The 20478-nt window shown below is 72.2% G+C and carries 17 protein-coding genes; 11 read left to right on the top strand and 6 right to left on the bottom strand.

Features of this window, described 5'->3' with window-relative positions:
- Window positions 1–4: 4 nt before the first annotated feature.
- Window positions 5–763, top strand: a complete 759-nt coding sequence (locus KAF39_RS14635; RefSeq protein ID WP_210678093.1) for an alpha/beta fold hydrolase — start codon at window positions 5–7, stop codon at window positions 761–763.
- The gene (locus KAF39_RS14630) at window positions 760–1920 is read left to right on the top strand and encodes an acyl-CoA dehydrogenase family protein (RefSeq protein WP_210678092.1); all 1161 of its coding nucleotides are present in this window, start codon (window positions 760–762) and stop codon (window positions 1918–1920) included. The genes KAF39_RS14635 and KAF39_RS14630 overlap by 4 nt, the downstream gene beginning before the upstream one ends.
- A 45-nt stretch (window positions 1921–1965) precedes the next feature.
- Here the strand turns inward: KAF39_RS14630 and KAF39_RS14625 are convergent, their stop codons facing one another.
- A complete protein-coding gene (locus tag KAF39_RS14625; protein WP_307805225.1) occupies window positions 1966–3495 on the bottom strand; it encodes a PucR family transcriptional regulator ligand-binding domain-containing protein in 1530 nt (509 codons plus the stop codon).
- Window positions 3496–3592: 97 nt separating this feature from the next.
- On the opposite strand from KAF39_RS14625, the gene KAF39_RS14620 reads away from it, so the two are divergent.
- Window positions 3593–5077 carry a CoA-acylating methylmalonate-semialdehyde dehydrogenase gene (locus KAF39_RS14620; protein ID WP_210678090.1) on the top strand — a complete coding sequence of 495 codons (1485 nt, stop codon included), beginning with the start codon at window positions 3593–3595 and terminating at the stop codon, window positions 5075–5077.
- Between the two features lie 15 nt (window positions 5078–5092).
- A complete protein-coding gene (locus tag KAF39_RS14615) occupies window positions 5093–6481 on the top strand; it encodes an aspartate aminotransferase family protein (RefSeq protein WP_210678089.1) in 1389 nt (462 codons plus the stop codon).
- A gap of 14 nt (window positions 6482–6495) precedes the next feature.
- Here KAF39_RS14615 and KAF39_RS14610 read toward each other — a convergent pair whose 3' ends face one another.
- The gene (locus tag KAF39_RS14610) at window positions 6496–6768 is read right to left on the bottom strand and encodes a metal-sensitive transcriptional regulator (RefSeq protein WP_210678088.1); all 273 of its coding nucleotides are present in this window, start codon (window positions 6766–6768) and stop codon (window positions 6496–6498) included.
- A 36-nt stretch (window positions 6769–6804) separates the two neighbouring features.
- On the opposite strand from KAF39_RS14610, the gene KAF39_RS14605 reads away from it, so the two are divergent.
- Window positions 6805–8082, top strand: a complete 1278-nt coding sequence (locus KAF39_RS14605) for a DUF445 domain-containing protein (protein ID WP_210678087.1) — start codon at window positions 6805–6807, stop codon at window positions 8080–8082.
- A 1-nt stretch (window position 8083) separates the two neighbouring features.
- Window positions 8084–8998 (top strand): arginase family protein, encoded by a 915-nt coding sequence (locus KAF39_RS14600; protein ID WP_210678086.1) that lies wholly within the window; start codon window positions 8084–8086, stop codon window positions 8996–8998.
- 21 nt (window positions 8999–9019) lie between these two features.
- On the opposite strand, the gene KAF39_RS14595 is transcribed toward KAF39_RS14600, so the two are convergent.
- Window positions 9020–10024 (bottom strand): LacI family DNA-binding transcriptional regulator, encoded by a 1005-nt coding sequence (locus KAF39_RS14595; RefSeq protein ID WP_210678085.1) that lies wholly within the window; start codon window positions 10022–10024, stop codon window positions 9020–9022.
- Between the two features lie 116 nt (window positions 10025–10140).
- On the opposite strand from KAF39_RS14595, the gene KAF39_RS14590 reads away from it, so the two are divergent.
- The 4 genes from KAF39_RS14590 to KAF39_RS14575 are packed head-to-tail and all read left to right on the top strand — an operon-like array spanning window position 10141 to window position 15192.
- The gene (locus KAF39_RS14590; RefSeq protein WP_210678084.1) at window positions 10141–11391 is read left to right on the top strand and encodes an extracellular solute-binding protein; all 1251 of its coding nucleotides are present in this window, start codon (window positions 10141–10143) and stop codon (window positions 11389–11391) included.
- Window positions 11392–11393: 2 nt separating this feature from the next.
- Window positions 11394–12491 carry a carbohydrate ABC transporter permease gene (locus KAF39_RS14585; RefSeq protein ID WP_210678083.1) on the top strand — a complete coding sequence of 366 codons (1098 nt, stop codon included), beginning with the start codon at window positions 11394–11396 and terminating at the stop codon, window positions 12489–12491.
- The gene (locus KAF39_RS14580) at window positions 12488–13327 is read left to right on the top strand and encodes a carbohydrate ABC transporter permease (RefSeq protein ID WP_210678082.1); all 840 of its coding nucleotides are present in this window, start codon (window positions 12488–12490) and stop codon (window positions 13325–13327) included. The genes KAF39_RS14585 and KAF39_RS14580 overlap by 4 nt, the downstream gene beginning before the upstream one ends.
- Window positions 13324–15192, top strand: a complete 1869-nt coding sequence (locus KAF39_RS14575; RefSeq protein WP_210678081.1) for a glycogen debranching N-terminal domain-containing protein — start codon at window positions 13324–13326, stop codon at window positions 15190–15192. The genes KAF39_RS14580 and KAF39_RS14575 overlap by 4 nt, the downstream gene beginning before the upstream one ends.
- 13 nt (window positions 15193–15205) lie before the next feature.
- Here the strand turns inward: KAF39_RS14575 and hutI are convergent, their stop codons facing one another.
- Genes hutI through hutH form a run of 3 tightly spaced genes read right to left on the bottom strand, consistent with a single transcriptional unit; the run spans window position 15206 to window position 19561 of the window.
- A complete protein-coding gene (gene hutI / locus KAF39_RS14570; RefSeq protein ID WP_210678080.1) occupies window positions 15206–16372 on the bottom strand; it encodes an imidazolonepropionase in 1167 nt (388 codons plus the stop codon).
- A complete protein-coding gene (gene hutU, locus KAF39_RS14565; RefSeq protein ID WP_210678079.1) occupies window positions 16369–18027 on the bottom strand; it encodes a urocanate hydratase in 1659 nt (552 codons plus the stop codon). Before hutU ends, hutI begins: the two co-directional genes overlap by 4 nt.
- Window positions 18020–19561: a histidine ammonia-lyase gene (hutH, locus tag KAF39_RS14560; protein WP_210678078.1), complete on the bottom strand. Its 1542-nt coding sequence runs from the start codon at window positions 19559–19561 to the stop codon at window positions 18020–18022. The genes hutU and hutH overlap by 8 nt, the downstream gene beginning before the upstream one ends.
- Before the next feature lie 52 nt (window positions 19562–19613).
- Here hutH and KAF39_RS14555 point away from each other — a divergent pair, with 52 nt between their 5' ends.
- Complete coding sequence (locus KAF39_RS14555; protein WP_210678077.1) at window positions 19614–20396, top strand: IclR family transcriptional regulator; 783 nt, start codon at window positions 19614–19616, stop codon at window positions 20394–20396.
- Window positions 20397–20478: the final 82 nt, after the last annotated feature.

Raw genomic sequence — 20478 nt, 5'->3', positions numbered from 1 at the left:
AGCCATGCCGGCTCCCGTCACCCTCCCCCGCCTGAGCTGGGGCGATCCCGCTGCGCCGCGACGCGCACTCCTCGTTCACGGCCTCGGCTCCTCCGGCGCACTCATGTGGCGCCTCGGCGATGCCCTCGCCGTCGCGGGCTGGCACGCGACCGCGGTCGATCTTCGCGGGCACGGCGACGCCCCGCGCGCGCTCGACTACTCCGTCGCGGCGTACGCGGCGGATCTCGTCGCCGCCCGCCCCTCCGGCGACGGCCCGTGGGACGCGGTGGTCGGCCACTCGCTCGGTGGCGCCGCCGGCACGGTGGCGGCCGCGGCCGCCCCGGACTGGACGCGCCGCCTCGTCCTCATCGATCCCGCCATCCACGTCGTCGGGCGGGATGCGGAGGCCGTCCGCCGCAGCCAGGAGCGGGCCTTCGCCGACAACCGCCTCGAGGCGGTCCGCCAGGAGCACCCGCACTGGCACCCGCAGGACCAGGAGCTGAAGGTGGACGCGGTGCGCCGGGCCAGCGCCTGGGCGGTCGAGCAGACCAGTGCACAGAATCAGCCGTGGGACGTCCGCACCGACGCGGCCCGCCTCACCGTCCCCACCCATGTGATCGGCGGCGACCCCGCCGTCTCCAGCATCTTCACCGGCGCCCTCGCCGACGAAGTGCTCGCGAGCAACCCCCGCATCTCCCTCTCGGTCGTGGCCGGTGCCGGCCACTCGGTGCATCGCGACCGCCCGGAGGAGTCGATCCGACAGCTTCTGGAGGCTTTGGCATGACTGACTTCGACCCGTCGGCGTATCTCCCCGACGACCTGCTCGACCGCATCCGGGAGCGCGCGCCGATCCACGACCGGGAGAACACCTTCCCCCAGGCCGACCTCGATGAGCTCCGCGCGGCCGGTTACCTGTCGATCCTGGTACCGCGGGAGCGCGGCGGTGCCGGGCTCGGACTCGCACAGGCGGCCCTTCTGCAGCAGCGGCTCGCGGGTGCAGCCCCCGCCACGGCCCTCGCGATCAACATGCACCTCGTCTGGACCGGCGTCGCCAAGGTCTTCTCGGACCGCGGGGTCCCCGGCCTCGAGTTCGTGCAGGACGGCGCGGTGGCCGGTGAGGTGTTCGCGTTCGGGATCAGCGAGGGCGGGAACGACCTCGTGCTGTTCGGCAGCGACACCGCGGCCGTCCCGGACGGCGAGGGCGGGTATGCGTTCACCGGCACCAAGATCTTCACCTCGCTGGCCCCCGTGTGGACCAGGCTCGGGCTGCACGGGCTCGACACGACCAGTCCTGATGCGCCGAAGCTCGTCTTCGCCTTCGTCGAACGGAGCGACCGGGTCACCACCTCGGACGACTGGGACACGCTGGGCATGCGCGGCACGCAGAGCAGGACCACCCGCCTGGACGGCGCCACCGCGGACGCGGCCCACGTGGTGCGCCGCATCGAACCCGGCCCCAGCCCGGACCCGATCGTCTTCGGCATCTTCTCGGTCTTCGAGATCCTCCTCGCGTCCGTCTACACCGGCATCGCGCACCGTGCGCTGGAACTGGCCGTGGCGACCGCGCATACGCGGCGATCGAAGAAGAGCGGGGCCGCGTACAGTCAGGATCCGGACATCCGCTGGCGCATCGCCGACATGGCCCTCGCGTACGACGCGCTTCCGCCGCAGATCGCCGCCCTCGCGCGCGACGTCGACGAGCGCGCCGACCACGGGGCCCGCTGGTTCCCCGCGCTCTCGGGGCTGAAGCACCGGGCGGTGACGATGGCGAAGCAGGTCGTCGACGAGGCCATGCTCGTCGCGGGCGGCGGCTCCTACTTCTCCGGCAACGAACTGTCCCGGCTCTACCGCGACGTGCTCGCCGGCGCCTTCCACCCCTCGGACCCGGAATCCGCGCACGCCACCGCGGCGAGCGCCTGGCTCGGTCCGGTCGACTCCTGACCGGACCGCGACGACGGCGCGCGACGAGCACGCGGCGCCGGGGTGTCAGCGGGTGGCCGGCGCGTCGCGGCGTCGCGCCAGGAGCGCGAGGTGCAGGGCGGCCAGCGTCTCGCCGTCGTCCAGGTCGGCTCCGATGAGCTCGCCGATGAGGGCGAGCCGCTGGTAGAACACCGACCGGGACAGGTGACTCGCCGCCGCGGCGGCCGACCGGTTGCCCGGGTGCGCGACGAGCGCGGCGAGGACGTCCAGCAGGTCTCCCCGGCGCTCACGGTCGTGGCGGAGCAGCGGCGCGAGCATCTGCTCGCTGTGCGCCTGCAGTCGCCGATCGTCGTGCAGGGCGGAGACGAGACGCTCCAGGGGACGATCGTCGACCCGACGCACGGTCGGCGCCTCCCCGCCGGGCGCTCGCGCGGCGAGCGCGAGGGCCGCGCGCGTCGAGGCGAGGAGCCCGAGGACACCCGCCGCCTCCGGCCCGACCACCGCGGGGGCGCCGTCGGCCACCCGCTGCACCACGGCGTCCGTCAGGGAACCGGGACCGAGGAGCAGGACGATGTCGGCACCGCGGCGCGCTCCGACCGCGGCGAACCCGGCCGCGCGCGCCCGCTCCACGGGCGGTTCCGCCGGCCCCTCGGCCCGGATCACCAGGCCGCGGCTCCCGCTCTCCGCCGGGTCGAGGCCGAGCCGGCGGAGGCGGGACGCGATGTCCTCCTCGCGGGCGAAGCGGGCGCCGAGGAGGTCGTCGAGGAGCCGGCGATGGGCGAGCAGCGACCAGGCGCCCTCGCCGTCCGCGAGGCAGCCGAACGCGAGGGCGGTCGCCCCGAGTTCGAGGACCGTGGCGCGTCCCGCGGGATGCGGCGGCCCGTCGCCCGCCACGAGCCAGCCCCAGCGCACGCCGCGCGCCTGGACGGGCACGCGGTCGCCGCCCTCCGGGGTGCCGGGTCGAAGGACCGCGGGGAGCGGAAGGCGGAGAGCCTCGGCCGCGATCACCTCCCCCGACGGATTCTCCAGGACCACGGGAACGTCGAGCGCGCGGGCGACCTCCGACACGATCACGTCGGCGGGAGCGCCCCGGAGGCTGAGTTCGGTGAAGAGGTCGTGCAGCCGCTGTCGCTCACGGAGCGCGGCGGTCTGCGCGTCGATCAGCGCGCGGTGCACGGCCTCGGTGACGGCGACGAACTTCACCTCGGCGGCGAGCGCGACGAGGGCGAGCCCGGAGGCGGCGCACGCCGCGACGACCGCATCCGGGACCCGGGGCATCCGCTCACCGAGCTCGACGACGATCCCGGACACCCCGACCCTCGTCAGCTGCGCGACGAGACGACGCAGCGCCCCGGGCTCTGTGGGCCAGGCCGCCCCCGTCGTGAGCAGCAGCTCCCCGCCGTCGAGCAGGCGGGCGACGTCGGCACTGTCGGAGACGTGGACCCATCGGACCCCCGCGTCGAGCGCCACCCCGCCGACGAGCACGGCCGGCGCTCCTCGCTGGACCACGGGCAGCGCGAGGACGTCCGCGACGCAGAGGACGGCCGGTTCCGGACGATCTGTCCGGACCGGGACGAACTCCTGACGCTCTGACACTCTGCAGGCCTCTCGTCGTCTGTGAGCATGGGCAGTACCCCAGCGTAGCGACCCTCGGTCAGAGTGTTCGATACGCGACGACTCGCGAAGGAGCCCCGTGGACATCGTCCGTCACGTCATCAACGGCACCGAGACCGCCGCTGCGGTCCGTCGGGGCCCCGTCTTCGATCCGGCCACCGGAGAGGTCACCCGCGAGGTGGCCTTCGCATCCGCCGCCGAGGTCGACGCAGCCGTGACGGCCGCTGCCGCCGCGCTGCCCGGCTGGCGGGAGACGAGTCTCATCAAGCGCGCGGACGTGTTCTTCCGGCTTCGTCAGCTGCTGAAGGAGCGCACGGACGAGCTCGCCGCGATCGTGACCTCGGAGCACGGCAAGGTGCTCTCCGACGCCGCCGGCGAGGTGTCGCGTGGCATCGAGAACGTCGAGTTCGCCGCCGGTCTCGTGCACCTCCTCAAGGGCGAGCGCAGCGAGCAGGTCTCCCGCGGCGTCGACGTGCACTCCGTCAAGCAGCCCGTCGGGGTGGTCGCCGCCGTGACGCCGTTCAACTTCCCGGTCATGGTGCCGCTGTGGATGGTGGCATCGGCGATCGCGTGCGGCAACACCGTCGTCCTCAAGCCCAGCGAGAAGGACCCGTCCGCCGCCGTCTGGCTGGCGCGGCTGTTCCGTGAGGCCGGCCTCCCCGACGGTGTGCTGAACGTCGTGCACGGCGACAGGGAGGCCGTCGACGCGCTCCTGGAGTCCCCGCGCGTGCAGGCCGTGAGCTTCGTCGGCTCGACGCCCATCGCCCGGTCGATCTACCAGCGCGCCTCGGCGGCCGGCAAGCGCGTGCAGGCGCTGGGCGGCGCGAAGAACCACATGGTCGTGATGCCCGATGCCGACCTCGACGCGGCCGCGGACGCGGCCGTCTCCGCCGCCTACGGCTCCGCGGGCGAACGCTGCATGGCGGTGTCCGTGCTCGTGGCGGTCGGCGACATTGCCGACGACCTCGTCGCCGCGATCGCCACCCGCATCGAGGGTCTCGCGATCGGCCCCGGCACGGACCCGGCCAGCGAGATGGGTCCGCTCATCACGGCGGAGCACCGCGACCGTGTCGCCTCCTTCGTCACGGGGGCCGCGGCGGAGGGAGCGCGGGTCGTCGTGGACGGCACCACGAGGTCGTTCCCGGGCGACGGGTTCTTCCTCGGGGTGAGCCTCATCGACGACGTCACCCCGGGGATGCGCGTCTACGACGAGGAGATCTTCGGTCCGGTCCTGTCCGTGGTGCGCGTGGCGACCTATGCGGATGCGGTCGCCCTCGTCAACGCGAACGCCTACGGCAACGGGACGGCGATCTTCACGCGCGACGGGGGAACGGCCCGCCAGTACGAGTTCGACATCGAGGTCGGCATGGTCGGTGTCAACGTGCCGATCCCCGTCCCGGTCGGCGCCTACTCCTTCGGAGGCTGGAAGGACTCGCTCTTCGGTGACGCCCACATCTACGGCCCGGAGTCCGTGCACTTCTACACGCGCTCCAAGGTGGTCACGACGCGGTGGCCCGACCACACGCCGTCCCAGATCGACCTCGGCTTCCCGAGCAACCACTGACAAGGAGCGATCACGATGACGAGCTTCACCGACCGCCACGGCGTCACCTCTGCCCTCCCCGCCCCGGACGCCGAGGCGCAGGTGCGCGCCGACGACCGCGCCCACGTCTTCCACTCCTGGAGCGCGCAGGCCCTGATCGATCCGCTGCCCGTCGCCGCCGGGCAGGGCTCGACCTTCTGGGACTACGAGGGCACCGCCTACCTCGACTTCTCCAGCCAGCTCGTGAACCTCAACCTGGGTCACCAGCACCCCGACCTCGTCGCCGCGATCCAGCGGCAGGCCGGACGGCTGGCGACCATCCAGCCGGCGATGGCGAACGACGTGCGCGGTGAGCTCGCACGCCTCATCGCCGAGGTCGCCCCCGACGGCTTCGAGAAGGTCTTCTTCACGAACGGCGGCGCGGAGGCGAACGAGTACGCGGTGCGGATGGCCCGGCAGGCGACGGGCCGGCGGAAGGTGCTGTCGATGTACCGCAGCTACCACGGTTCCACGGCGACCGCGATCGCCCTGACCGGCGACCCGCGCCGGTGGGCGAACGACGTGAGTGACACGGGCGCGGTGCGCTTCTTCGGGCCGTACCTGTACCGCTCGCCGTTCCACAGCGAGACCCCGGAGCAGGAGACGGAGCGCGCCCTCGCCCACCTGGAGCAGACCATCCAGCTCGAGGGTCCGCAGACCATCGCGGCCCTCATCATCGAGACGGTGGTGGGCACGAACGGCGTGCTCCTCCCGCCGCCGGGTTACCTCCCCGGGGTGCGCGCGCTCTGCGATCGCTACGGGATCGTCTTCATCGCGGACGAGGTCATGGTCGGATTCGGGCGCCTCGGCGAGTGGTTCGGCATCGATGCGTTCGACGGCCGCCCTGACCTGCTGACCTTCGCGAAGGGCGTGAACTCCGGGTACGTCCCGCTCGGTGGCGTCGTCCTGTCGGACCGCATCGCCGCCGCCTTCGACACCGTCCCGTTCGCGGGCGGGCTCACCTACTCCGGCCACCCCCTCGCCTGTGCCGCGGGGGTGGCCACGTTCGAGGTCTTCCGCCGCGACGGCATCCTGGAACGCGTGCGCGACCTCGGCGAGCGCATCGTCGGACCGACCCTGCGCTCCTGGGCGGCATCCCACCCGAGCGTCGGCGAGGTCCGGGGTCGCGGCCTGTTCTGGGCGGTCGAGCTCGTCCGGGATCAGCAGACGAAGGAACCGCTCGTCCCGTTCAATGCGAGCGGTGCCGACGCCGCACCGATGACCGCGTTCGCCGCGGCCGTGAAGCGAGCCGGCGTGTGGCCGTTCACGCACTTCCATCGGCTGCACATCGCTCCCCCGCTGGTGATCGAGGAGGAGGAGCTGGTGCGGGGTCTGGCCGCGATCGACGAGGCGCTGGCCGTGGCGGACGAGGCCACCGCGCGCTGAACCGCGCCCGGGGTCTACTTACGGTCGAAGTCGAAGGCCTTGAGGAGCTCGTCGACGGCCTTGTCGCGCTCCTCCCCTCCGTCCTCGAACATGTGGGTGACGTGGGTGCGGAGGTGGTTCTCGAGCAGCAGACGGTTGAGCGACTCGAGCGAGCGCTGGATCGCGCGGGACTGCGTGATGATGTCCATGCAGTACTCCTCGTTCTCGATCATCCGCGCGACGCCGCGCATCTGACCCTCGAGGATGCTGGTGCGGTGGAGAGCGCGCTTCTTGATGTCTTCGATCACGTATCGAGGCTACCCGCCCCGTGAAAGGATGACGTCATGCCGCGAACACCCACGACGCTGCTCTCCGTCGCCGATCAGGAGCGCCGGCGCGCACTGCGGCGGATGAAGGCCGTCGCGCTCGGCGCTCTCGTGTTCATGGCCGTGGCGTTCGTCGTCGCCTTCGCGTTCCAGGAGCGGGTGGGGTGGCTCGCCTACGTCCGCGCCGCCGCGGAAGGCGGCATGGTCGGCGCCCTGGCCGACTGGTTCGCGGTGACGGCCCTGTTCCGCCGTCCGCTCGGCCTGCCGATCCCGCACACGGCCATCATCCCGAACCGGAAGGACGAGATCGGCCGGACGCTGGGCGAGTTCGTCGAGACGAACTTCCTCGCCGCCGACGTCGTGCGGACCAAGCTCACCAGCACCGCGATCGCCGTCCGTGCCGGGGAATGGCTCCGGGAGACCCCGCACGCGGAACGCGTCGCCGCGGAGGGAGCCACGATCGCGACGGCGGTGCTGAACGCGCTGAGCGACGACGACGTGCGCGACCTCATCGCCGACCTCGCCCGTGAGCACCTCGTCGCCCCGGAATGGGGTCCGCCCGCGGGGGCCTGGCTGGAGAAGATCGTGGACGCCGAGGCGCATCACGGAGCAGTCGACCTCGCCGTCGACAGCATCGGGCGATGGCTCGACGCGAACGCCGCCTCCTTCGCGGGACTCGTCTCCCGGCGGCTGCCCGGGTGGATGCCCAAGATCGCGCACCGCCTCATCGACGACACCGTCTACAACGAGGCCATGAAGTTCGTGCGGGCCGTGCAGGCCGATCCCCGGCATCCCGCCCGCCTCGCGATCGACGGGTACCTGGCCCGCCTCGCGGACGCCCTGCAGAACGACCCGGCGACCCGGGAGAAGCTGGAGAACGCGAAGGCCGCGCTGTTCGACAGTCCGCGCGTGGGTGCTCTCGCCGCGGAGGCGTGGAACACCGCGAAGAACGGGCTCCTCGCCGCCCTGGCGGACCCGGAGAGCGGGCTGCGGCGGCGCGCCGTCCAGGCGCTGCAGGAGGTCGGCGAGCGCCTCACGACCGACGCCGCCCTCCAGCACCGCGTCGACACCTGGGTGTCCGACGCCGCCGTCTTCCTCGTGGACCGGTACCGACACGACATCGCGTCGATCATCACCGACACCGTCGAACGCTGGGATCCCGCCGAGACCACCGAGAAGATCGAGCTCATGGTCGGCCGGGACCTCCAGTACATCCGGCTGAACGGCACCGTCGTCGGTGCGCTGGCCGGACTCGCGATCTTCACCGTCGCCCATGCCCTCATCCCGGGAGTCTGAGATGCCGCTGTCCCATGACCCGCTCTGGCCGCGCGCGGGTGCCTGGCCCGCGTTCGACGGTGCCGCCGATGCCGTGCTCCTCGGCGTCCCGACCTGGCGCACCTCGCTCTCGCCGACCGGGGCGCATGCGACCCCGGCGGCGATCCGCGCGGCGCTCCCCCGCTACGGCACGACGGTGCTGGGCCCCTCGCCGGTCGACCTGGACGAGGTGCTCCGCATCGCCGACGCCGGCGATGTGTCCGAGCCGGACGGAGAGGCAGGAGAGGCCGAGGCGATCGCGCGCGTGCGCGGGCTCGCGGAGGCATCCGCCCTGGTGATCGCGCTCGGCGGGGACAACTCCCTCACGTATCCGGTGGCGCTCGGCGCCCGGGCGACGGGCCTGATCACGATCGACGCGCACTTCGACCTGCGCGACGGGGTCTCCAACGGCACCCCGGTCCGGCGGCTGGTGGAGGACGACCCGGTCGCGGCCTCCGTCCCGACCGCGCGCATCGACCCCGCGCGCATCGTGCAGATCGGCCTCGCCGACTTCGCGAACTCCGCGGCGTACGCCCGCCGCGCGGCCGACTGGGGCATCCGGGTCATCACGATCGACGACGTGCGTCGGCGGGGGATCGCTGACGTCGTCGCCGAGGCGGTCGAGATCGCCGGTGCCGGTGACGCCGCCCGCGTGCACCTCGACATCGACGTGGACGCCTGTGATCGTGCCGTCGCCCCGGGGTGCCCGGCCAGCGTCCCCGGGGGCCTGGCGGCGTGGGAACTGCGCGCCCTCGCCCGCGCGGTGGCCGCTGATCCGCGGGTGGTCAGCGCCGACATCGCCGAGGTCGACGCCACCGCGGACACCGAGGACGCGCGTACCGTGCGGCTCGCGGCGCTGTGCGTCCTCGAGCTGCTCGCCGGACTCGCCGCCCGCTGACCCCGGCAGCCCGGCGCCGGCTCAGCGCACCACGAGTTCGGGAGTGATGAGCGCGTGCGCCGAACCGGACTCGACCCGGCGTGGTGACACGACGTCCCCCGTCGGCCCCATCAGCAGGTGCAGGATCGCCTCCGCGACGTCCTCCGGCCGCTGTTCCACGCTCGAGAAGCCCAAGGCTTCGGCCGTCGGGGTGTTGTCGAACCCGATGACGGGCACCGCCGCCCCCGCATCGGCGAGGCCGAGCAGCGCCCCGACCGCGAGCGAGTCGCTGGCGCAGACGACCGCGTCGGCCCGCTGGCCGTCCTCCCACGCCCGGATGACCGCGCGTCGCGCGTCAGGGACCGCGTCCTCGGCGACGATCCGCGCCCCGCGCGCCCCCGCCTCGGCGAGCGCCTCCCGCCATCCGCGCTCACGGTCGTCGCCCGTGCCTGATCCCGCCGGCCACCCCAGGAAGGCCACCTCGGTGCCCCGCTCGAGCGCGTGTCGTGTCGCCGCCCGCGTGCCCGCCGCACCGTCGACGTCGACCCAGAGATGCGTGGGGTCGGCGATGTCGTCGTCGCCCCACGGCCTCCCGAACGAGATGAACGGCAGGCCGAGCGCATCCAACCGGGTCACGCGGGGGTCGTCGCGGACGGTGCCGGTGAGGATCGCCGCATCGATCTCCGACCCCTCCCACAGCTCGGCGAGCCGCCCGAGCTCCTCCTCCGGCGTCCGCGCCGCGTACACGAGCATGCGCATCCCGCGCGCGCTCGCCCGTTCGGTGATCGCGTGCACGAACCGGTCGAGCACCACTCCCGAGATGCCGCCCAGGTACGGATCCAGCCGGATGCCGATGGTCGAGCTGCGCCGCAGCCGCAGCCGCCGCGCGGCCGCATGCCGTCGGTAGCCGAGCTCGTCGATGGCGGAGAGCACGCGCTCCCGGGTCGCCGGCCGCACGATGTCCGGGGTGTTGAGGACGTTCGACACCGTCTGGCGGGACACACCGGCGTGGGCCGCCACGTCCTCGACCGTCGGCGCCTTGGCCATCGCTCTCCTCGATCCCGGCGGCTTGACACGTCCGCACTGCCGCACCTAGCGTATTCCATGCAGAGTTTGATCGTTCAAATTCCTGCCCGACAGCCCTCATCAAAGGAGAGAGAGACATGACACGGCAGACCACACGCGCCCTGCTCGGCGCCGGAGCGGTCCTGATCACCACCACCCTCGTGCTCACCGGCTGCGGCTCCGGTTTCTCGGGCGACGAGCCGAGCGGCGACGACGCGGAGCTCTCCTCCTCCGACGACGGGCTCACGGTCCTCATCGGCTCGTCGGGCGACGCGGAGACCGCGGCCGTCCAGTCGGCCCTCGACGAGTGGTCCGCGGAGTCGGGAACCGCGGTCGACCTCCAGGTCGCGAGCGACCTGGCACAGGAGCTCTCGCAGGGCTTCGCCGCGGGGAAGCCCGCAGACCTCTTCTACCTCGCACCGGAGCAGATGGCGGGGTACGCCGCGAACGGCTCCCTCCAGGCCTACGGAGACGAGCTCTCCAACAAGGACGACTTCTACCCGTCCCTCGTCGAGAACTTCACCCTCGACGGCACCTTCTTCTGCGCACCGAAGGACTTCTCGACGCTCGCCCTCGTGATCAACACGCAGATGTGGGCGGACGCGGGGCTCACGGACGCCGACCTCCCGACCACCTGGGACGACCTCGCGGCCGTCGCGCAGAAGCTGACCACCCCCGAGCACGTGGGCCTGGCCTTCGGCGCCGAGTACCAGCGCGTCGGAGCGTTCATGGCTCAGGCCGGCGGCGGCCTGGTCGAGGACGGCGTCGCGATCGCCGACGATCCCGCCAACGTCGAGGCCCTCGACTACGTCCAGACGCACCTGGCCGACGGCACGTTCGCGTACGCGAAGGACGTCGGCGCGGGATGGGGCGGCGAGGCGCTGGGCAAGGGCCTGGCGGCCATGGTGATCGAGGGCAACTGGATCACGGGTGCGATGGCCAACGACTTCAGCTCGGTCGACTACACCGTGGCGGAGCTCCCGGAGGGTCCCGGCGGCAAGGGCACCCTGCAGTTCACGAACTGCTGGGGCATGGCGGCGGACAGCCCCAACCAGCAGGCGGCGCTCGACCTCGTCGAGTACCTCACCAGCGCCGACAGCCAGCTCGCGTTCTCGAAGGCGTTCGGCCCGATGCCGTCGATCACGTCGGCGGCCGACCAGTGGACGGCGGACAACCCCGCCCTCGCGCCGTTCCTCGCCGGGGCGGACTATGCGCAGTTCCCGCCGAACCAGGACGGTGCCGCCGACGTGATCGCCGACTTCAACGCGCAGCTCGAGTCCCTGAAGACGGGTGACCCGGCGCAGATCCTCAGCGGCGTGCAGGCGAACCTCGAAGCGATCGTCGAGTAATCATGGCGGGAAAGGCCCTGCCTCGCCGCGGAGGAGCCTCCGGGCTCCGCCGCGGCGAGGCCGCCGCCGGGTGGCTCTTCACGGCCCCGGTCATCGTCATCCTCGGCGTCTTCCTCCTCGTGCCCGTGCTCATGGCGCTGTGGGTGAGCATGTCCGACTGGGCGGGACGCGGCAGTCCGCTCTCCCCCTCCGTCTCGTTCGTGGGGGCCGAGAACTACTCCGCCGTGCTGACCGACGGCGGCCTGGCGACGAAGGACTTCGGCACCGCCCTGCGCAACAACGCCTGGTACGTGCTGCTCGTCGTCCCTCTGCAGACCGCCATCGCGCTCCTCCTCGCCGTCCTGGTGAACAGGGCCGTGTTGCGGGGGCGCGGGTTCTTCCGCACCGCGTACTACTTCCCGTCCGTCACGAGCTCGGTGGCGATCACCGTGCTCTGGCTCTTCCTGTTCTCGGCGAGTGGCGCCGTGAACAGCGTGCTGGCGTGGTTCGGCATCCACGGTCCGAACTGGTTCAACGATCCCCGCGGGGTCCTGCACCTCGCGCTGAGCGGGGTGGGCGTCGACTCGGGCCCCGCCGCCCTCACCCAGGGCGGCATGCTCGGCATCTCCTGGTGGGACTGGCTCGCCGGACCGTCGATCGCGATGAGCGCCTACATCCTCATGGCGATCTTCACGACCTCCGGCACCTTCATGCTGCTCTTCCTCGCCGGCCTGCAGAACCTCGGCCCCGACGTCGACGAGGCGGCCATGATGGACGGGGCCAACGGCTGGCAGCGGTTCTGGAGGGTCACCCTGCCGCAGCTGCGGCCGACGCTGTTCACCGTCCTCACCCTCGGGCTCATCGGATGCTGGCAGGTGTTCGACCAGATCTACACCGGCACGCGCGGCGCACCGAGCAAGACGACGCTCACCCCCGCCTATCTGTCCTACAAGACGGCCTTCACCGATCAGGAGTGGGGCCAGGGCGCGGCAATCGCCTTCCTCCTGTTCGTCATCATCGTGCTCTTCACCCTGCTGCAGCGGTGGGTGCTCCGCGATCGGCCGGTGTCCCGGCGACGGATCCGCGCGTACGAGGTCACGGGCCCGGGAGGTGCGTCGTGAAGCTGTCGTCCAAGCAGCTCGCCTGGCAGATCGCCCTGTACGCACTGCTGATCGTGCTCGCCCTCATCTACATCTACCCGTTCCTGATCCAGGTCTTCACGAGCTTCAAGACCGACGAGGACGCCGCCTCCTCCGGGGTGAACCTCCTGCCGGAGTCGTGGACCTTCGCCGCCTACGAGCGGCTGTTCGCCAACTCCGACTTCCCCTCCTGGTTCGTCAACAGCGCGATCGTGACGATCTTCGTCACGGCCGGTCGGGTGTTCTTCAACTCGCTCGCCGGCTACGCGCTCGCCCGGCTGCGGTTCCGTGGACGCGGCGTCGTGTTCGCGGCGCTCGTCGCCGTGATGTCGGTGCCCACCGTCGTCCTGCTGATCCCGAAGTTCCTCGTGATCAACCAGCTCGGCATCTTCAACTCCTACGCCGGGATGATCCTGCCGCTGCTGGTCGACGCCGCCGGGGTCTTCATCATGAAGAACTTCTTCGAGTCGATCCCGGTCTCGGTCGAGGAGCAGGCGCGCATCGACGGCGCCGGCGCGTTCCGCACGTTCTGGTCGGTCGTACTGCCGATGGCGACGCCGGCACTCATCACGATCGTGATCCTGTCCTTCCAGGGGTCGTGGAACGAGCTGAGCCACTTCATCGTGTCGACGAACGATCCTGCTCTCACGACCCTCACGAAGGGCGTCGCCTCCCTGTCCAGCGGGCAGCTCAGTCAGGGGACGCAGTACCCGCTGAAGCTCGCCGCCGCGCTCATCATGACGATTCCCGTCGCCGTGATGTTCTTCGTCTTCCAGCGCCGCATCATGAATTCCACCGAAGGAGCCGTCAAGGAATGACCGACCGCCCCCCTCTCCAGCCCCTGCTCGACGATGCCGTGATCGTGCTCCAGGCCCCCACCCAGGCGTGGTCCGGCCGGGACGGCAGCGTGGGGTCCGCCGCGATCCACGGCATCTATCACGGCGACGTCCGTCACATCGCCGCGATCGACCTCGCGGTCCAGGGCACGGCTCTGGAGCCGATCGGTCACGCCTCGCCGACGCCGCAGCACGTGAGGTTCACGGACCTGCTCCGCGGTCTCGACGATGCCGGCGCCGATCCGAAGGTGCGCCTCGACCGGGATCGCACGGTGCGTGCGGGCTCCTTCACCGAGTCCCTCCGCTTCTCCTCCCACCTCGATGCCGCCCTCACCGCCGACGTGACGGTGCGCCTCCGTCCGGACTTCGCGCCGATGCAGCAGGTCAAGGCCGGCAGGGACGGCGAGGAGGAGTGGAGCTGGGACGGCGAGCGCTGCCGCGCCGGCCAGGCGTCGTTCGCGCTCGCAGCACCGCACGCCGACGTGTCGGTCGAGGGACGGGAGATCCTGCTCGCCTGGCGGGTGGACGTGCCGCCGCGCGGCAGCGTGGAACTGTCGTGGGCACTCGACCTCGACGACCCGAGCCTCGTCGTGACCTCTCCGCCCCGGTTGTCCGCCGCCCACTCCCCCGAGACCGGGAACGATCCGCGCAGTGCGCGCTGGCTGCAACGCGCGGCCGCCGACCTCGCGGCTCTTCGGCTGGCCCTGCCCGATCACCCGGACGATGCGTTCTACGCGGCGGGTGCGCCGTGGTTCTTCACGCTGTTCGGCCGCGACTCGATCTGGGCGGCGCGGCTGGCTCTGGGCGCCGACACCGACATCGCCGCCTCCACGCTGCGGGTGCTCGCCCGCCTCCAGGGCACGACCGTGAACCCGGAGACCGCCGAGGCCCCGGGAAAGATCGCGCATGAGCTGCGCAGCGCCGAACTCGCCCTACCGGGCGAGGGCGTGCTCCTCCCGCCGCTGTACTACGGCACGGTCGACGCGACGCCGTTGTGGGTGTGTCTCCTCGCCGATGCGCACGAGGCCGGGCTGCCGGTAGCGGCGCTCCGCGAGCTGCTGCCCGCGCTGCGCGCCGCCCTCGGATGGATGATCGAGCACGGCGATGCCTCCGGAAGCGGCTTCATCGACTACGCCGACGAGACCGGCCACGGTCTGGCGAATCAGGGCTGGAAGGACTCGGGCGACTCGATCCAGTGGCGCGACGGACGTCTGGCGGAAGGGCCGATCGCCCTCAGCGAGGTGCAGGGCTACGCCTACGAGGCCGCGGTGCGCGGCGCCGCCCTTCTCGACCACCTCGGCGAGCCCGGCGGTGATGAGCTGCGCGACTGGGCGGCGGACCTCCGTCGACGGTTCCGGGACGCCTATTGGGTGACCACTCCGGAGGGGCGGTATCCCGCCATCGCGCTCGACGCGCACGGGGCCCCGGTCGATTCCCTCACCAGCAACATCGGTCACCTCATCGGCACCGGCCTGCTCGATGCGGAGGAGGAGCGGGCGTGCGCGGACCTGCTCGTCGGCGAGAGCATGGCGAGCGGCTACGGTGTCCGCACGATGTCCACGGGGGCCGCGGGCTATTGGCCGCTCAGCTATCACGGCGGCAGCGTCTGGACCCACGACACGGCCATCGCCGTGCACGGGATGCGGCGCGCCGGACTGACCGCGCACGCCCGTCGGCTCGCCGCGGAACTGCTCGATCTGGCCGAGGGCTTCGACTACCGGGTACCCGAGCTGCATTCGGGCGAGCCCCGCGTCCCCGGAGGCCGTCCGGTGCCCTACCCCGCCGCCTGTCGTCCGCAGGCGTGGTCCGCCGCCGCCGCGGTGATCTGCGCCGACGTCCTGCGCTGACCGCTCGCGACGGTCAGCGCACGGTCGCCCCGTCCTTCCAGACGCGCGCGACGAGGGGCACCCCCGGTCGATACGCCAGGTGCACCCGGGTGGGCGCGTCCAGCAGCACGAGGTCGGCGCGTGCGCCGGGGACGAGCCGGCCGATGTCGTCGCGGCGGAGCGCCTGCGCTCCGCCCGCGGTGGCCGCCCAGACCGCCTCCGCCGGGGTCATGCCCATGTCGCGGACCGCGATCGCGATGCAGAACGGCAGGGACGAGGTGAAGCTGGATCCGGGGTTCGTGTCACAGGACAGCGCGATGGTCACGCCCGCGTCAAGCAGCCGGCGCGCATCCGGATAGGGCTGGCGGGTGGAGAACTCCACGCCCGGCAGGAGGGTGAGCACGGTGTCCGATGCCGCGAGCGCGGCGATGTCCGCGTCCGTGAGGAAGGTGCCGTGGTCGACGGATGCCGCTCCCACGTCGACGGCCATCCGCACCCCGTCGCCGGGGCCGAGCTGGCTCGCGTGCACCCGAGGGGCCAGGCCACGGGCGATGCCCGCCTCGAGGATCCGCCGCGACTGCGCCACCGTGAACGCGCCGGTCTCACAGAACACGTCGATCCATCGGGCGTGCGGCGCGCAGGCGTCGAGCATCGGACCGACGACGAGGTCGACGTAGGCGTCCGGATCCTCGGCGTACTCGGCCGGCACCACGTGGGCGCCGAGGAAGGTGACCTCCGGCGTCACCTCGGCGGCGAGACGGACGAGACGCTCCTCGTCCGCGACGCTGAGCCCGTACCCGCTCTTGATCTCGACCGTCGTGGTGCCCTGTCGTCGCAGTTCGGCGACGAATCCGCGCAGGCGTGCCCTCAGCTCGTCGTCACCGGCCGCCCGCGTGGCCCGGACCGTGGACCGGATCCCGCCCGCGGCATAAGGCTGGCCCGCCATGCGCGCCTCGAACTCCGCCGCGCGATCGCCGGCGAAGACGAGATGGCTGTGACTGTCGACGAACCCGGGGATCACCGCTCGCCCGCGCGCGTCGACGGTCTCGTCGGCGGCCGGGGCGAGGCTCGACGGCCCGACCCAGGCGATCCGTCCGCCGTCGATCAGGACGGCCGCATCGAGGAGTGTGCCGCACGGGTCCGTGGGAGTCGGGTCGTTGGTCGTCAGTTCCCCGATGCCGGTGATCAGCGTGGTCGTCACAGTAGCGGCACCTTCAGTCCGCGGTCGCGCGCGACCTCCCTCGCGTGCTCGTACCCGGCGTCCACATGGCGCATGACTCCGGTTCCCGGGTCATTCGTCAGGACCCGGGCGAGCTTCTCCGCGGCGAGCGCGGAGCCGTCCGCCACCGTGACCTGCCCGGCGTGGATCGACCGGCCGATCCCCACCCCGCCGCCGTGGTGCAGCGACACCCAGGAGGCCCCGGACGCCGTGTTGAGGAGGGCGTTGAGGAGCGGCCAGTCGGCGATCGCGTCGGAGCCGTCCTTCATGGCCTCGGTCTCCCGGTACGGCGACGCGACGGAACCGGAGTCGAGGTGGTCGCGGCCGATCACGATCGGTGCGGAGAGCTCTCCCGAAGCGACCATCTCGTTGAACTTCAGTCCGGCGAGGTGCCGCTCCTGGTAGCCGAGCCAGCAGATGCGCGCCGGCAGCCCCTCGAAGTGCACCTTCTCGCCCGCCTTGTCGAGCCAGCGGTGCAGGGCCGCGTCCTCGGGGAAGAGCTCGGCGATCGCCCGGTCCGTCTTGGCGATGTCCTCGGGATCGCCGGACAGCGCCACCCAGCGGAACGGCCCGCGCCCCTCCTCGAACTGCGGGCGGATGTAGGCGGGGACGAACCCGGGGAACGCGAAGGCACGATCGAACCCTCCGAGCTGCGCCTCCGCGCGGATCGAGTTGCCGTAGTCGAAGACCGCGGCCCCGGCGTCCTGGAACGCGACCATCGCCGCGACGTGCGCGGCCATGGACTCGCGCGACCGACGGGTGAACGCCTCGGGGTCGCGCGCCACCTCCTCCTTCCAGCGGGCGACGTCGACGCCGACCGGGAGGTAGGCGAGCGGGTCGTGGGCGCTGGTCTGGTCGGTCACGATGTCGACCGGGACCCCGCGACGGTGCAGTTCCGGGAAGACCTCGGCCGCGTTGCCGACCACACCGACGGACAGCGCCTCACCGGCCTCCTTCGCGGCGACCACCCGCGCCACGGCGGCGTCGAGGTCGGTCGTGTACTCGTCGAGGTAGCCGTGCTCCACGCGGCGGGCGAGCCGCGTCTCGTCGACGTCCGCGATGAGGACCGCGCCGTCGTTCATCGTCACGGCGAGAGGTTGTGCGCCGCCCATGCCTCCGGCACCCGCGGTGAGGGTCAGCGTGCCGCGCAGCGAATCCCGTCCGAGCGAGCGGGCCACCGCGGCGAAGGTCTCGTACGTCCCCTGGAGGATGCCCTGCGTGCCGATGTAGATCCAGGAGCCGGCGGTCATCTGGCCGTACATCGTGAGCCCGAGCTCCTCGAGCCGGCGGAACTCCGGCCAGGTGGCCCAGTCGCCGACGAGGTGGGAGTTGGCGATGAGCACGCGCGGCGCCCACTCGTGGGTACGGAACACCCCGACCGGTTTGCCGGACTGGACGAGCAGCGTCTCATCCGGCTCCAGCTCGTCGAGTGTGCGCACGATGGCGTCGTACGCCGCCCAGCTCCGTGCCGCCTTGCCCGTGCCGCCGTAGACGACGAGGTCGTCGGGGTGCTCGGCGACCTCGGGGTCGAGGTTGTTCATCAGCATCCGCTTGGCCGCTTCCGCGCCCCAGCTCTTCGCGGTGCGCTCGGCACCTCGAGGCGCGCGCACGATGCGCGCTCCGGTCTCCTCAGTCATGCACATGCTCCTTCGCGATGCGGGCGATCTCCCCGGACTGGACGAGGCCGGTCACGGCTTCCATCTCGGGCGAGAGGTGGCGGTCGGGGCCGGGACCGGCCGCGACGGTTCGGACGAGGTCGCGCACCGCTCCCGTGGCGGGCCCTGCCTCCAGAGGGGCGCGGAGGTCCAGCGCCCGCGCCGCTGTGAGGATCTCGATCGCGAGGACGCGGGACAGTCCGTCGATGGCGCGACGCAGCTTGCGGGCCGCGGCCCAGCCCATCGAGACGTGATCCTCCTGCATCGCCGACGACGGGATGGAGTCCACGGATGCGGGGACGGCGAGGCGCTTGAGTTCGGACACGATCCCGGCCGCCGCGTACTGCGCGATCATGAGGCCCGAGTCCACGCCGACCTCGGCGGCGAGGAAGGGCGGGAGACCGTGGCTGCGGGACGGGTCGAGGGCTCGGTCCGTGCGGCGCTCCGAGACGGACGCGACGTCGGCGACCGAGATCGCGAGGAAGTCGAGCACCGCGGCCACGGGCGCCCCGTGGAAGTTGCCGTTCGACTCGATGCGCCCGTCGAGGGTGATGATCGGGTTGTCGATGACGCTGGCCAGCTCGCGCTCCGCGATCATCGCGGCGTGGCCGAGGGTGTCCCGGGCGGCCCCGTGCACCTGGGGCGAGCACCGGAGAGAGTAGGCGTCCTGGACGCGGCCGTCCTCGGGGCCCCGATGGCTGGCGACCATCGGCGAGCCCGCGAGCAGCGCACGGAGGTGGGCCGCCGAGACCGCCTGTCCGGCCTGCGGGCGCAGAGCCATGAGGTCGGCGGCGAACACGGCGTCGGTGCCGAGCTGCGACTCGACCGACATCGCCGCGGCCACGTCGGCGGTGAGGAGCAGCGTCTCGAGGTCGTGCAGGGCGAGCACGAGCATGCCGAGCATGCCGTCCGTGCCGTTGATGAGGGCCAGTCCCTCCTTCTCGACAAGGGTGAGCGGCGCGATCCCGGCAGCGCGCAGCGCCTCCGCGGCCTCCACGAGACGACCGTCCGCGTCTCGCACCTCGCCCTCCCCCATGGTGGCCAGCGCGATGTGTGCGAGGGGGGCGAGATCGCCGGAGCAGCCCAGCGACCCGTACTCGCGGACCACGGGCACGATCCCCGCGTTGAGCAGAGCCGCATAGGTCTCCACGACGACCGGACGGACGCCGGTGCGGCCGGAGGCGAGGGTCTGCAGGCGCAGCAGCTGCAGCCCGCGCACCACTTCGCGCTCGACCTCGGCTCCGGTCCCGGCGGCGTGGGAGCGGATGAGGCTCGCCTGGAGTTGCAGACGGCGTTCCGGGGCGATGAAAGTGGTCGCGAGCGCACCGAAGCCGGTCGACACCCCGTAGTGCGGGTGCGGGTCGGCCGCGAGCCCATCGATGACCCGCCGGGTCTCGGCGACGCGTGTCAGCGCCGCCGGATCGACCACGACGGGCGCATCGTCCCGCACGACCCGCACGACCTCGTCCGGGGAGAGGGGGCGGGCTCCGACGGCGACGGGGGCGTGTGCACTCATGCCTCGATTCCACACCCGCCGACTCGACGCAGCGATCCCTTCGTGACAACCTGTGTCTGTGATCCCAGACAGCACACGCAGCGACGAGGGCACCGTCGTCCCCGCTGCCGCGCAGACCCTGCGCATCCTCAGCTACCTGGCGGGCCGCCCCGCGCCGGTGGCGGCCTCGGCGATCGCGCGCGAGCTGTCGCTGCCACGGTCCACCGTCTACCATCTGCTGCGCACACTGGCGGCGCACGGCTTCGTGCTGCATCTCCGCGAGGAGCAACGGTGGGGGCTCGGGACATCGGCGTTCGAGCTCGCCGGCGGCTACGCGCGCCAGCAGCCCCTCGCCCGGTTGGGTCGCCCGCTGGTGGCGGGGGTCTCGGACCGGCTCGGGGAGAGCGCCCACCTCGCTGTCATGAGCGGACGGGATGTGCTGTACATCGTCGAGGAGCGCGCCCCGCGCCGTCCGGCTCTCGTGACCGACGTGGGGGTCCGTCTGCCCGCACACCTCACCGCCACGGGGCGCGCGATGCTGGCGGCGCTCCCCCGCGAGCAGGTCAGGGCGCAGTATCCGGATGCTTCGGCGTTCCCGGACCGCACGGGGCGGGGCCCGCGTCGTCCGAGCGAGTTGCGGGATCTGCTGCGCGAGGTCCGGTTCCGCGGGTACGCGACGGAGGACGGTGAGGTCGCGGAGGGCCTCCGATCCGTTGGCGCCGTCGTGAGGGACGCCGCGGGCTGGCCGGTGGCCGCGGTCGCGGTCACCTGGGCCGGCGACGGGGACCGGGAGGCGGAGCTCGCGGCTGTCGTGCGCGATGCAGCCGCCGCGCTCGAGGCCCGGCTTCTGCGGTGAGCTCAGCTCTGACCGCGCCAAGTTCCGGCGCGACGTACGCGTTAACGCAAGAAGGCCACCCAGCATTGGGTGGCCTTCTTGT

The organism is Microbacterium sp. BLY (assembly GCF_017939615.1).
In the GTDB taxonomy this organism is placed as follows: Bacteria; Actinomycetota; Actinomycetes; order Actinomycetales; family Microbacteriaceae; genus Microbacterium.
Note: the sequence above shows the minus strand (reverse complement) of the source record. Positions and strands in the feature narration are given on the sequence as shown.